The 14,340-nt window shown below is 34.6% G+C and carries 12 protein-coding genes and 1 other annotated feature; of the genes, 1 reads left to right on the top strand and 11 read right to left on the bottom strand.

All coding sequences use genetic code 11. The features are described 5' to 3' along the window. Positions 1-38: 38 nt before the first annotated feature. From ACEN4N_RS03160 to ACEN4N_RS03150, 3 genes are all read right to left on the bottom strand, one after another. A complete protein-coding gene (locus ACEN4N_RS03160; RefSeq protein ID WP_407093667.1) occupies positions 39-1,034 on the bottom strand; it encodes an NADPH:quinone reductase in 996 nt (331 codons plus the stop codon). Between the two features lie 64 nt (positions 1,035-1,098). After that, on the bottom strand, positions 1,099-1,566 hold the full coding sequence (locus tag ACEN4N_RS03155; protein WP_407093666.1) for a hypothetical protein: 468 nt from the start codon (positions 1,564-1,566) through the stop codon (positions 1,099-1,101). A 70-nt stretch (positions 1,567-1,636) separates the two neighbouring features. After that, positions 1,637-2,311, bottom strand: coding sequence for a uracil-DNA glycosylase (locus ACEN4N_RS03150; RefSeq protein WP_407093664.1), 675 nt, complete (start codon positions 2,309-2,311; stop codon positions 1,637-1,639). An 88-nt stretch (positions 2,312-2,399) separates the two neighbouring features. Between ACEN4N_RS03150 and ACEN4N_RS03145 the strand changes: the two genes are divergently transcribed. Beyond that, positions 2,400-2,909 carry a GNAT family N-acetyltransferase gene (locus ACEN4N_RS03145; RefSeq protein ID WP_407093663.1) on the top strand — a complete coding sequence of 170 codons (510 nt, stop codon included), beginning with the start codon at positions 2,400-2,402 and terminating at the stop codon, positions 2,907-2,909. Positions 2,910-2,919: 10 nt separating this feature from the next. Here the strand turns inward: ACEN4N_RS03145 and ACEN4N_RS03140 are convergent, their stop codons facing one another. From ACEN4N_RS03140 to ACEN4N_RS03105, 8 genes are all read right to left on the bottom strand, one after another. Then, complete coding sequence (locus tag ACEN4N_RS03140) at positions 2,920-3,516, bottom strand: hypothetical protein (protein WP_407093661.1); 597 nt, start codon at positions 3,514-3,516, stop codon at positions 2,920-2,922. A 64-nt stretch (positions 3,517-3,580) separates the two neighbouring features. Further along, positions 3,581-4,936, bottom strand: coding sequence for an N-acetylmuramoyl-L-alanine amidase (locus ACEN4N_RS03135; RefSeq protein ID WP_407093660.1), 1,356 nt, complete (start codon positions 4,934-4,936; stop codon positions 3,581-3,583). 693 nt (positions 4,937-5,629) lie between these two features. After that, positions 5,630-6,304 (bottom strand): LysM peptidoglycan-binding domain-containing protein, encoded by a 675-nt coding sequence (locus tag ACEN4N_RS03130; protein WP_407093658.1) that lies wholly within the window; start codon positions 6,302-6,304, stop codon positions 5,630-5,632. 92 nt (positions 6,305-6,396) lie between these two features. Next, positions 6,397-7,044 (bottom strand): amino acid ABC transporter permease, encoded by a 648-nt coding sequence (locus tag ACEN4N_RS03125; RefSeq protein ID WP_407093657.1) that lies wholly within the window; start codon positions 7,042-7,044, stop codon positions 6,397-6,399. Positions 7,045-7,153: 109 nt separating this feature from the next. After that, positions 7,154-7,360: a binding site (T-box leader), on the bottom strand. Positions 7,361-7,452: 92 nt separating this feature from the next. Further along, positions 7,453-7,812 (bottom strand): thioredoxin domain-containing protein, encoded by a 360-nt coding sequence (locus ACEN4N_RS03120; RefSeq protein WP_407093656.1) that lies wholly within the window; start codon positions 7,810-7,812, stop codon positions 7,453-7,455. A 65-nt stretch (positions 7,813-7,877) separates the two neighbouring features. Then, on the bottom strand, positions 7,878-9,494 hold the full coding sequence (locus tag ACEN4N_RS03115) for an LPXTG cell wall anchor domain-containing protein (RefSeq protein WP_407093655.1): 1,617 nt from the start codon (positions 9,492-9,494) through the stop codon (positions 7,878-7,880). Between the two features lie 154 nt (positions 9,495-9,648). Beyond that, entirely contained in the window at positions 9,649-10,749 is a 1,101-nt protein-coding gene (locus ACEN4N_RS03110) for a CapA family protein (RefSeq protein WP_407093653.1), read from the bottom strand. Positions 10,750-10,837: 88 nt separating this feature from the next. Next, a complete protein-coding gene (locus ACEN4N_RS03105; protein WP_407093652.1) occupies positions 10,838-14,335 on the bottom strand; it encodes a pyruvate carboxylase in 3,498 nt (1,165 codons plus the stop codon). Between the last annotated feature and the right edge of the window lie 5 nt (positions 14,336-14,340).

Genomic DNA, 14,340 nt, shown 5'->3' with positions numbered 1-14,340 from the left:
TTTTTAACATAGCAGAGTCTTATTTCTTTTAAATAATATTACGGTTTTAAGATTGATTTACCGTTTCCAGATCGTGTTAATAAATCCTCATGTACTTTTTGAACTTCCCTTAAAGGGACACTTTCTCCAATAATAGGATTAATTACACCATGTTCTAACATGGCGATAATTCCAGCAGACGCTTCTGTGTAATCCTCTTCAGTTAAGTTTGGTAGCGAAGCACCTAGAACATTAATATTTCGGCTTAAAATGAGTCTAGGAGAGATTTCAATGGTGTCCCGAGCTCCTACGACTACAATTCTTCCTTTTGTTTTGATGGATTGTAAATCTAGTTCTAAGTTTTTATTAGCTAAGAATTCAATAATAACATCTGGGCCCACTCCGATTGTATACTCATTTAACTGATCTAAATTGTTGTCATTCAAATGATTCATCGCGTAGTCAGCCCCATTATCTAAGATGGCTTGTAAACCTTCTTCGGTGCTTGAAGTTCCAATGACGGTTGCTCCAATGGATTTAGCCATCTGAACAGCAAGCGTTCCTACACCACCAGTTGCCCCATGGATAAAGACTGTTTCACCAGCTTTTAGATTCGCTCTTTGGAATAATATATGAAAGGCAGTAAACCCAGGTATACCTAGGGCAGCACCTTGTTCAAAACTGGCATTATCAGGTAAAGGCAACACAATATCTGAATCCACAACTACCTTCTCAGCATACGTTCCAGATTGGTTCACTTTACGGAATGTTCCAACAAACACTCTATCTCCAACTTGAAAATTAGATACATCATCGCCTATCTCTTCGATGACTCCCGCCCCATCAAAACCAGGTGTAAATGGCAATTCTGGAATATATAAATTATAATTCCCAGTTAAGACATAAGATTCGTTAGGATTGACACCAACGGCTTCCATTTTTATTTTTACTTGATTACGATCAATTTCTGGTTCAGTTACTTCTTTATATAGTAAATTATGATAGTCTCCGAATTCTTCAACCACTACAGCACTCATCTGTTTATTCTTGTTCATTTATACCCCTCTTTATCTTTAAATCTTAATAAAAAATACTTCTAAAAAGAAGTATTTTAGTAATTTATGCTAATTTACGTAAATCTTTTAACTCATTAATCTTAACGGATGGTGCACCTTTCTCACTATATAAAAATTCACGTGGTGTAATACTGTTAGACATTGCAACGATTAATCGATCGCGGTATGGCTCTGGTAGTTCATCAAAAAGTAATTGTTTGTCTGTAAGGTTTAATTGCTTTCTAAGGGACTCAATCTCACCTTTAGATTTTAATTTATAAGAGCGAGTGGGAAGTTTATCAGTGATAGTTCTTTCTTCAACTCTGTAGAAATAATTATCATCTCCATAGTTTATTTCCAATGCACCAGTATTCGTTCTTGTTTTAGTTATATTTGAATATTTATCTTTTTGGATTTCCCACCAGGTCTCAATACCTTTGACTGCTTCTTCTTCGGTTTGGTAACTACCATGTTCTTTGCGGATATTTTGTCTGCGATTAACCCAATAATTAGTAAATACTGTCTGATTCATAGAGTACCTCCTAGATTGTCTTGATAGCGTTATCATATGATACATATGAAATAAGGTCAAATAATTAGCATTAAATATTGTCTAATTTCCAGTCAATTGGCGTTTGTCCATCTGCTTTTAATAAAGCATTTACTTTGGAGAATGGTTTGGATCCAAAGAAAGAATGTCTAGCCGAAAATGGACTCGGGTGTGACGACTCTATAATGAAATGCTTGTTAGTATTGATTAAATCTTTCTTTTGTTGCGCATGTCTTCCCCAAAGCAGGAAAACAACCGCATGGTCTAAATCATTTAATGCTTCAATAGCATGATTAGTAACCTCTTCCCAGCCTATATTTTTATGGGAATTTGGTGTGTGTGCCCTCACTGTCAAAACTGTATTTAACATTAAGACACCTTGTTTTGCCCATTTTTTTAAATAACCATGATTTACTGGAGGATAGTTTAAATCATTTTCCAATTCCTTATAGATATTTCTTAATGAAGGCGGAATTTTAACTGTTTCTTTAACTGAAAAACTTAATCCATGTGCTTGATTTGGACCGTGATAAGGGTCCTGGCCGATGATGACTACTTTAACATCTTTGTAGGGTGTCCACTCAAAGGCAGTCCAAATCTCTTCTATTGGCGGATAAACGATATGTTCTTCATACTCATCGATTAAAAATCGTTTTAAAGATTGATAAGATTCTGTGTTAGTAGCTTCTTCGATAATAGGTTGCCAATCATTTTGTATTTTTATCATTTTCTCCTCCTTAATATTATTCTATACCTTACATTAATTTACTCTATTTGTTAAACTTAAAGCATTATATAAATATAGAGGTGTACCATTGTCAAAAATAACATTTAAAAATGCAACATTAGAGGATGCAAATCAAATTTTACAAATCTACCAACCATATATCGAGAATACAACTGTAACAATGGCCATCCAAGTGCCTACCATTGAAAATTATAAAAAAGTTATGCAAAAGATTATTGAGCATTTGGCTTTTGTAGTAGCTGAAATAGATCATGAGATAATTGGGTATGCTTTTGCTAATCACTTTCAAGAAAAGCGTCAAGCGTATAAATACACTTGTATTATCAATTTATACATCAAACCCTCTTACTATGGCACTGGTTTAGGCCAGCAATTATATGAGAACTTAGAACAGAAATTAAAACAAATTGGAATTGTTCAACTTTATTCGAATTTAACTGCAAGTAATATTGCTGGTTACCGTTTCTTACAAAAAAATGATTATACAGTAGTGGGTCAAATGCCTAAATTCGGCTATAAATTTGATGAATGGCATGACATTTTATGGATGGCAAAAACAATTCAGTCTAATACTTAAGAATGCCCTTCTATAAACTAAATATATGTAAAAAATCTCGGGAATCATAGGTTCCGGGGATTTTTATTTTGTTTATAAGTTCAAAAGGTGTTTCTTCTTTCAAATATTTAATTACAGCCCGTTCTGGATAATACAAGATGAGTTTCACTGGACGTCGAACAAATTTAACCGAGTACAAGATATTATTAATTATATTTTTAAAAATTTTGAATGCAAATGGATTGAAAAAATAGAATATTGAGTCGTTTGATTCAATTAGATAGTCGTCTGCGTAAGTATGTTTGATATATATGTCATTATTTGGTATTTTAAAGCACTTTCGAAACTGTTTTTTGTTGTTCTCTAGTTCTTCAAACGTCATTGGATGAAGTTCTATGCCTTTAACCGTAATACCAAATCGATAGTAAACATAGAACATAGCTCTTCCCGTTCCACAGCCCATATCAACAAACACATCCTCTTTTGAAACAGTTAAATTATCAAATAATAGACTTAATACTTCATAATCCGTTGATTCTAAGCGATGGTAATCATAGATTGCTGCTTGCCAGTCACGTTCATTAGTCGTTTCTATGTTTAATAAGTTGTCCCATTCTTGGTTATTCATTTAATCACCTGAATTAAAAAACGGGCAAGAAGCCCGTTTAAATTTTTTATTTAAAATGTGTTAATTAGCGAGTTAAACCGAAGTATGCATTGATTCCGTTAACAAGTCCATTAATTAATTTCTTCTGATATGAAGGGTTAATTAATTTCCTAAATTCTGCATCATGATCTTGGAAACCTAACTCTACTAATGTAGCCGGAACGTCTGTCTTACGTGTAACGTGTAAGTTTTTAGCACGAGTTCCCATATCATTCGCTCCAGTTATAGCAACTAAGCTATTTTGAATAGCATTTGCTAAACGTTTTCCTTCTGGAATAATGTCTGTTCCAATATTGTGATCGACTGTCTCATAGCCTTTTTCATCGATAGATTGATCATGATATAAGGTTACGATACCGTGAGCCGTATTTGGAATCGGCATTGCATTATGATGCACACTAATATATGCATCTGGCATAATGCTATTTGGTTCTAAATGACGTTCATGTAAAGGAATTGTTTCATCATAAGTTCTTGATTCATAAACAATATATCCTTGGTTACGTAAAATTGTTGATAATTGAGAAGTGATGTTTAAGTTTAAATCTTTCTCTTTTCGATTATTCGCAGCTGAACCTGTTTCAGTTCCACCGTGACCTGCATCTAGGTATACAACATTCTTACCTTGTGGCACATCTACAGAAGCAGATTTAGGCACATATCCTACGATACTTCCATTTGAATTTAATAATTCAATATATTTCGTTCCGCCTTTAACAAATTCACGTTTAACTGTAAATCGTTGACCAAAATAATCAACTACATCGTGAGTACGACCTGCATAAGATAAAGTGTTTCTTAATGCTTGTGTTGTACCATTTAACTTCACATCGTAGTTTACTGATACTGGAGTTACGCCAGATAAATCTGGAATTGATTGGTTGCTAGATCCCGAGTTGTTATTATTGTTTTCACCATTATTTGAACCTGTTGGTTTTGAAACAATTAATACGTCTCCTGAATATAAGTAATTGCTTGTTAATTTGTTCCAATCTTTTAGATTTTGAACAGTGATACCATGTGCTGATGCAATTTTGTATAAGTAATCGCCTGATTTAACAGTATAAGTTTTTGCTGGTGTTGATGGTTTGTTGTTATTGTCATTATTACCATTGTTTCCTGAATTATTTCCAGAATTAGATGGTTTAGAAACAACTAAACGGTCGCCTGGGTGAATTAAGTTAGATGAAAGGTTATTCCATTCTCTTAATTGCGTTTCAGTAATGCCGTATTGATTAGCAATTTTACTTACCCACTCACCAGATTTAACCACATGAACTTTAGAAGGTTTATTTGTATTGTTATTTTCTTCTTTTTCTTCTTCTTTATCATCTGGTTTTGGAGCTGGTGTTGTTGAGTTTGGTTTAGAAACAATTAACACATCACCTGAATAAATATAATTACTTGTTAATTTATTCCAGCCTTTTAAGTTTTGAACTGAAATTCCATAACGACTAGCGATTGAATATAAGTAGTCGCCTGATTTAACCGTATGTGTTTTAGCAGGTGTCGTCTCTGGTTTATTGCTTTCGTTGTCACTATCATTACCAGTGTTTGAATTTCCTGAACTATTAGGATTTGAAACAACTAAACGATCGCCTGGGTGGATTACGATAGATGATAAGTTATTCCATGATTTTAATTGTTGGTCAGTAATTCCATACTGATCTGCAATCTTACTTACCCATTCTCCTGCTTTTACAACGTGAACTTTTTTAGTTCCAGAATTTTCATTACTGTTATTGTTATTATCGTCTGGTTTAGGTGCAGGTGTCGATGTGTTTGAACCTGGTTTTGCAACGTTTAAAACATCGCCAGAGTAAATATAGTTATTAGATAACTTGTTCCAGTCTTTTAAGTTCTGAACAGTTACACCGAAACGACTAGCGATTGAGTATAAGTAATCGCCTGATTTTACAGTATAAGTTTTCGCTGATTCTGTGTTTCCTGAATTCTCATTTGTGTTTCCAGCTTCATTATTAGAATTTCCAGAATGATTATTTCCACCATTATTAGCTGAAGTAGAAACAACTAATCGATCTCCAGGATGGATTAAGTTTGATGATAATTTATTTCAAGATTTAATTTGAGCTGCTGACACACCATATTTTTGTGCAATTAAATTAACTGATTCTCCAGCTTTAACAATATGCACATTTGTCGTTGAAGTATTTCCAGAAGTCTGGTTATTATCTTTTTCAGTTGGTGTCGGTTTTGGTGCAGGTGTTCCTGCTTTAGAAACATTCAGAACGTCACCAGAATAAATATAATTGCTAGTTAAGCCGTTCCAATCTTTAATGTTTTGTACTGATACACCATGTTTAACAGCGATGGCGTATAATGAATCACCTGATTTTACAGTATAAGTTGATCCCGTTGCTGTTGCGGTATTTGCGTTGTTATTTACAACTGGTGACGTATTTGTTTCAACTTCTGTGTTATCAGGACTTTGTGTGTCATTTGAAGGAGTAGAAATTTCTTCAGTTTGTGCACTTTGACTCACTAATAAACTTTGACCAGGAAGTATAATATCGTTATTTAAACCATTAATTTCTTTAAGTTGCCCCAATGAAAGGCCATGTCGGCTGGCAATTGAATATAAAGTATCGCCAGATTGTACAACATAAGTCGATGAAATTTCTTGAGCTGCTACGATTGATTGTGATCCACCAATGGCAACAAGCGCTGCTAATGAAAGCGAAACAGTAATCCATTCCCCTTTACGTTTGCGCATTAATTTTCTCTCCAAAATGAACACTCCTTAGAATTTTGTAATAGATATATCAATTGTAGCATGTTTCAATTACAAATACGATTAGATTTATTACAAATATTAATAGATTAATTGTCTGCTTTAGCAAAGCGATTCTCAAGTAGATTCATTAGTTGTGATATTGTGAATGTCAAAATGAAATATAATAACGCCGCGAATAATAACGGAACAAAAGTTGTATAAGTTGCCCCTCTTACAGTATCCGAAGCAAACATTAAGTCTTTGATTCCTAAAACTGACACAATTGATGTTTCTTTAATTAATACAGCAAACTCATTACCAATCGCTGGTAAGATATTTTTAATCGCTTGTGGTAAAAGTACTTTTCTAAAAGCTACCCATTTTGGCAGACCAAGAGCTCTGGCTGCTTCTGTCTGACCTGTATCGATTGATTGAATACCACTACGCATGATTTCTCCCATATAAGCAGTAGAGTTAATGGTTACAGCTAATACTGCAGAGACGAAATCGTCCAAATAAATATTGAACATTGGAAGTCCGTAATAAACTAAATAAACTTGAACAAGTAACGGTGTCCCACGAATAATCTCTACATAAACACGCGCGATCGTGCTAAGTATTTTGTTTGATGAAATACGTATTAAAGCTAAGGCCGCTCCGAAAGGTAATGATAAAACGACTGTAACGAATGCTAATTGTATTGTGTACCATGCTCCATTTAAAAATAGCGGGTAATATTCTTGAATAATATCCATAAGTATCTCTCCTCTTAAATTTTATAATAATGATCAAACTAATAATTAAACTGTCTGTGTGTATACAAATATACAAAAAAAGTCTCTATTTTTAATGCATAACATTAAAAATAGAGACGAAATATCCGTGGTACCACTCTGTTTAATTGACATAATCAATTCACTTACTTATAACGCGAATGCGATATTAGCTACTATAAGTTCACTAATATGTCTATTAAGTGCGGTTCAGTAAAGTGAATCTTTGCAGCCTTTCACCGTTTGCTACATCGCTTTTAGTTCACACAAACTTACTCTCTTAAATCTTCGACGACTATTTAATTTAGAATAATATTAAAAGAATGAGAAATGTTTGTCAACCTAAATTCTTATTAATACTAAGAATATTATTAGATTAATCCGTTTTTATTAGGCATTAACGAACGATGCAATTTCTTCTTCGGTCATAGAACTATCACAACGGACTTTTACATCGTTTCCATAAGCATATAGGATACCTGGAACTGTCGGGACACCGTATTTTTCACGGAAGTCTTTTAATTCATCAGTATAATCAGGATGTTCTGAATTTACAAAATTCACCTTAACTTTTTGCTCTGTACTTACTTTATGAAGTTTAGGTGCAAATTTGCGGCAATATGGACATGTGGGACGTCCGATAAATACCACAGTACCTTCTTCATTAGATAGTAATTCATCTGCTTCAGTCGGAGAAAGCTCCGTAAAGTCTTTTACAATTTCTAAAAACACATTTTCTTCTGCTGTCATTTTAAAAACCTCTCTTTCATAAGTAAATATTACCTTAAATCTAACCTTTAAAACAATTTTATTGCTCAATCTAATTCGATATCTTGAAGCGTTTCTCTTTTTTTACGCTTTATACGAAGGGTCGTAAATAACAAAATTAAGCCAATAACTAAGATGATTATAGCGATAATTGTCATCGGTCTCCTCTCACCAGTTGATGGTAATTCGATATTGCCTTTATTTGTTTTTTCACTTGTATTCTCTTTATTTTTATTATTCATCGAATTTGATGCATTTGGTTTTGGAAGGTCTTTTATATTTGTATTACTACGAACGTTTGAAAGTTGATCTTTTAATGATTCTAAATGATCATTAGGACCAGCTAAGTTATCAGGGACTTCATCTAACGTTTCATCTAGAGTAATGTCATCGATACTTTGTAATTCTGATTCTGAAATCGACTCATCACTTAAAGATTCTTCTAACGTTTGTGGTGAAATATCATTCTGAACATATTCATCATAATAACCCGACGAACTCATCGAGTTTGTAACCCATTGTTGCGAACTATCATCAAAAAATACTAATTTCACTTGATATCTTTGGTGAATACTGCGAACTAAATCAATGGCTTCTTCATTTGTGTGCATATTTAAGTTTAAATAATTAACGAGTTCGCTCTTTATGAGCTCAAAAGCCTCAGTGTTAATGCTATAAATATAATTCCATTGATTCTCTTTTAAGTTGATTACTTTTTGATAACTCTGTATAAATTCGTCTTTGTTATTATTTTTTATATAAGCTCTTTGAGCATATTGGGCCAAAGTTTCTATATCAATCAAACTTAACTCTTTTGCGTAACTATATGTTTCATAAGCTAGATTATCTAATACGATATTTGGTTTATCCGCTAAAGCATTTTCTAAAGCTTGTTGATCTAACTGGCCACTATATAATCGATAGATGTCTTCGAAAGCAACTTTCCGATAAGCTTTAGCAATTATCTTTTCTAAATACGAATCAATTTGAACAAGATAATCGTTTAATGAAGTTTGGTTATTCAGTAATATTTGATCATTCGATAAATATTCAGACGAATATGGATATAACTGACACTCATTGTAGGCGGCTTTAGATTGACTCGTGTTTTCTTTACTAGCTTGTAAGTCATTTAGTGTAAAATTCAAATTAGAATAGTTCTGTTCTACGACATTACGATCGGCAATTAATTGATTTAATGCAACTTGAATTTCTTGGATATAAGCTTGCCATTCCAACACTGATTCGTGATTTGCTACAAGATTTAATTGTTCTTCTTCACTTAAATACATAAACTCAGGGTCCAATTCAGCTTGAAGTGCATATACCTCTTCGATAACGATGAGTAGTTGTGAATTTGCCCAGTCAAGAGAGTCCACCTCCCCGCTTTCTAACAAAGCAATATGATTATTAATTTCATTATACTGTTCTTGTACTAACTGTAATTCCGCCTCAACCTCTTCAATTGTTTTTTTGATTGATTCGGATTCAAGACTTTCATCTGTTGGGTTTTGTAATATGTTTAAACAATCTTCTAGTGAAATCGATTCATAATTGATGTCTTGAGTAATAATGTAAGGGGCTGGTGCTTCCTGTGCGAATATTGAACCAAAAGAATTAAGTAATAAATTTAATAACGTCATTGATATGATTATTTTTTTCATAAATAACACCTCCATATATAAATACGTAAAAAAGTATCATTTCCATTATTTTATTTATTGACTTAATTAACAACTTTTCAAATTGCTATTTTAGACAACAAAAAAACAGTTAGTGAAATCGATTTGCTTTCACTAACTGTTTAAACTATCTCTATTAGTCTAAGTATTCAACTACTTCTACTTTATTAGTATAATATCGCATTCTTTGTTCTAATTCAGCATACAACTCACTGGCTTGAGCTAAGCCATATTCATCAGCATCTGCTAAAGGAACTACAGAGTATACCGGAGTCTCTGGCATACCGAAATTAAAGGTCGGCATGAATCGCATTGAATCTAAGACAACTTCACCATTACCAAGTTTATTAAATGTATATTCGGTAATACCTCCGACTTTTGTGTCAATTTCATACTGTCCAGTTAAAAAGTTCCCGTGTGAGAACATTCCTGCTTGGCTCTCATTATAATTAATAAATGGTTGTAAGACATGCGGGTGTCCGCCTAGAATAAAGTTTGCTCCAGCATCACGCGCTGTTTGCATAACTTCTAATTGCCATGTGTTAGGTAAGTAATCATACTCATTCCCCATATGGAACATGACAACTGATACATCTACTTCCGTATTCAATTGCTCAACTTCTAGTGGGATTAAATCCAAATCAATGAGTGATAATAAGTATTCTTGATCTTCTGGTAAGTAGTTTCCATTCGCATCATTCGCATACGACAGAAAACCAACTGACATATCTCCTACGTCGATGATGCGAGATGTATTATAATCGTCCCATGACTCATAACTACCAACATACATCATATCACGCTCTTGTAAGGCATTAATTGAAGCATGTGCCCCGTCTGACCCTAAATCAAGTGAATGGTTCGTTGCATTATTAACGATGTCAACACCTGCGTTTTGAAGTGCATCAATGATCTCTTCAGGTGAATTAAAAGCTGGGTATGTTGAAGGTCCAAATACACTCCCCGCTGTGATCATCTCTAGATTCGCTGTAGTAATATCCGCATTCTCTAAATACGGTCTAACCCCGTCAAACATATGATCAAAACTATAACCATCCCCAGTATCCGCATCATAATAAACCGTATCATGAACTAAAACATCCCCAATAGAGCGAATCGTTACAGAATCCACCACTTCATAATCACTGCCCGATTCATTCTCATCGGAAGTGTCAACCACTTCTTCACTGCCAACTTCCTCAGATTCAGCAATTGATTCCCCCTCTTGGCTAGCCAATTGGCAGCCTAAAAGGAGAAGTATTATACCGAGAAATAAACTTATTAATTTTATATTATTTAATCTCTTTTTCAACATTCACGCATCCTTATTCGAATTCTATCAGTAAGTCTCCTGCTGTAATTTGATCCTGTTCTTTCACATAGATCCTTTTAATTACCCCAGCTTTAGGTGCTTGAATCGCATTTTCCATTTTCATTGCTTCAGTAATAATTAATACATCATTTTGTCTCACATGATCACCTTCTTTAACATTTACCTTAAATACCGAACCAGGCATTTGCGCTCCGACATGATTCAGATTTGAACGATCTGCCTTTGGACGAGCTACTGAAGATAAATCAACATTATTATCAATAATCTCTACTTGTTCATGCATGCCATTTAGATTGAAGTAAACAATGCGTGTACCATTTTCTTTAAGTGGTCCAATACTTGTTAGTTCTACTAAGAGGGTTTTACCTGGTTCAATATCAACGACGATACGTTCATTTAACTTCATACCGTAAAAGAAGGTTGGTGTGTCAATTATATCAACTTGACCAAAATCTTCAATAAAGTTTAAATATTCTCTAAATACTTTAGGATACATTCCCAGACTCAATATTGAGTTCATATCCACAGCTTTATATAGCTTTTCATTCAATTCTTCTTCCGCTTCTTTGAAGTCAAAAGGTGCTAAGTGATTCCCTGGTCGGTCTGAAATCGCTGTGTCATTTTTAAGGACTACTTTTTGTAATTCTTTATTCATCCCCCCCGCCGGTTGACCTATCTCTCCTTTAAAGAAAGAAATAACAGATTGTGGGAAGTCTAACGTCTCTCCTTGAGCAATAACAGAGGTTTCGTCTAAATCATTTTGAACCATGAATAATGCCATGTCTCCGACAACTTTTGATGATGGTGTCACTTTAACAATATCACCAAATAAGAAGTTTACTCGGTGATACATGTCTAAGACTGCATCATAGCGATCACCTAACCCTAAGGATTGTGCTTGCATACGTAAGTTACTATATTGCCCCCCTGGCATTTCGTAGTCATAGACTTTTGTCCAAGCAGTTGTTAAATCACTTTCAAACGGCGTGTAATACTTACGTGTTTCTTTCCAATAATTTTGCATGATATCATTCGCTTCAACGTCCACGTTAATATTACGGTCAAGGCCTAGACGTGTATAGTACAAGGCATTCGCATCTGGCTGTGAATTTTGACCCGATAGAGCTGCATTAGCAGTATCTACAATATCCACTCCAGCATCAATCGCTCTTGAGTAAATAGCCACTCCAGTACTTGTTGTATCATGTGTATGTAAATGAATTGGCAACGACACTTCTTGTTTCAATGCAGAGATAAGTTGGTAAGCTGCCTCAGGTTTTAAGACACCTGACATATCTTTAATCGCAATCGTATGGACACCGAGTGCTTCCAATTCTTTTGCCATATTTACATAGTAATCTAATGTGTATAAACTTGAACGTTGTGGATTTAGGATATCGCCTGTATAACAGATTGTTCCTTCAACGATTTTTCCAGTCTCTAACGCTATTTCAATTGGGAATTTTAACGCTTCTAACCAGTTAAGTGAATCAAAAATTCTAAAGACATCGATGCCCTCTTGAGCACTCGTTTTAATAAACTGTCTTACTAAATTATCTGGATAATTTTTATAACCTACCGCATTTGAAGCACGTAATAACATTTGGAATGGAATATCTGGGATTAATTGACGTAAGTCACGTAATCTTTGCCATGGACTTTCTTTCAAGAAGTTATAAGCGACATCAAATGTTGCTCCCCCCCACATCTCTAAAGAGAAGTAGTCACGCATTGTTTCATTCATAAACGGCGCAATTTCACGCATATCTGTCGTTCTTAAACGTGTCGTTAAAACAGATTGATGTGCGTCACGCAGGGTTGTATCTGTGAGCAATGTGTTTTCCGTTTCTAGTATTGCTTTAGAGACAGCTTCGGGTCCTTGTTGATCTAATATTTGTTTAAATGATAAAGTCTTCTCATCGTGCGGTTTTGTCCAAATTTCTCCTGGTGTACTGAATGATTCACGGTGAATATTTGTACGGTGACCTTTGAATTTAGGCACTTGTCTCAATTCAAAGTGAGGTTTTTCAGTTTTTTCAATTCCAGGAAAGCCATTGACAGTAACATTCGCAATATACTTCAATAGTTTATTCCCACGGTTTCTTGGTGGGACAAAATCGAATAATTCCTTGTGCGTATCAATAAACGATACATCATATTCACCAGAGATAAATTGTGGGTGTTTAATAATGTTTTCAATGAAACGAATGTTAGTTTTTAGACCCACGACACTCATCTCTTCTAAAGATCGTCTTAAGTTAGCAATCGCACCATCTTTGTGAATTGAATACGTTGAAATTTTAACAAGTAATGAATCATAGTAAGGGGTGATATTCGCCCCACTATAAGCATCACCAGCATCTAAACGAACACCAATCCCACCTGGAGAACGGTAACCGATAATCTTACCAGAATCAGGTGCAAAATTATTTAAAGGATCTTCTGTCGTGACACGTGCTTGAATAGCGTAACCATTTAAACGAATGTCTTCTTGGCTTAGGAAACCAATTGCTTGATCAAATAATGATTCACCATCCGCAATTAAAATTTGTGTACGAACAATATCTAAACCAGTAACTAATTCTGTAATTGTGTGCTCAACTTGAACACGTGGATTTACTTCGATGAAATAAAATTCATTTCCTGAAACTAGGAATTCTACAGTACCGGCATTAAGATATTCGATATGATTCATTAATTGTAGTGAAGCATCTGTTAATTTTTCACGCATTTCAGGACTTAAATTAAAAGAAGGCGCCACTTCAACAACTTTTTGATGACGACGTTGAATCGAGCAATCTCTTTCATATAAATGTACGACGTTGCCATGTGTATCTCCTAAAATCTGTACTTCAATATGTTTTGGTTCATTAATGTATCTTTCAGCATACATACGGTCATCACCAAAAGAGTTTTTTGCTTCGGATTTTGCACGGTCATACGCACTCTCAATCTCGTCTTCAGACGAAACAATACGCATTCCTTTACCGCCACCACCGCTAACAGCTTTTAACATAATCGGATAACCATGTGCTTTGGCAAAAGCTTTCACGTCTTCTAATGAATTGTCATCTGTCACTGTACCTGGAATGATTGGCAATCCTGCAACGATGGCTGTTTCACGCGCACGCGTTTTATTTCCAAACATTTCTAAATGACGTAGTTCTGGACCAATAAAGATTATCCCTTCTTCCTGGCAACGTTTCGCAAACTCATAGTTCTCACTTAAGAAACCATAACCTGGATGAATGGCATCAATGTTTTTCTCTTTAGCTAAAGCAATAATACCTTCAATATCTAAATAAGCCCCCGTCGGACTTAATGTTTCGCCTACCAAATACGATTGGTCGGCTTTTTGTCTATGGAGCGATCCGATATCTTCTTTGGAATAAATCGCTACAGTTTCAATGCCTAATTCCTTACACGCACGGATAATTCGAATGGCGATTTCACCGCGGTTGACTATTAATATCTTGTTAATTTTATTCATTGACT

Origin of the sequence: Ruoffia sp. FAM 20857, from assembly GCF_045528645.1 — a bacterium.
GTDB lineage: Bacteria > Bacillota > Bacilli > Lactobacillales > Aerococcaceae > Ruoffia > Ruoffia halotolerans.
This window is presented reverse-complemented; position numbering and strand designations above follow the sequence as displayed.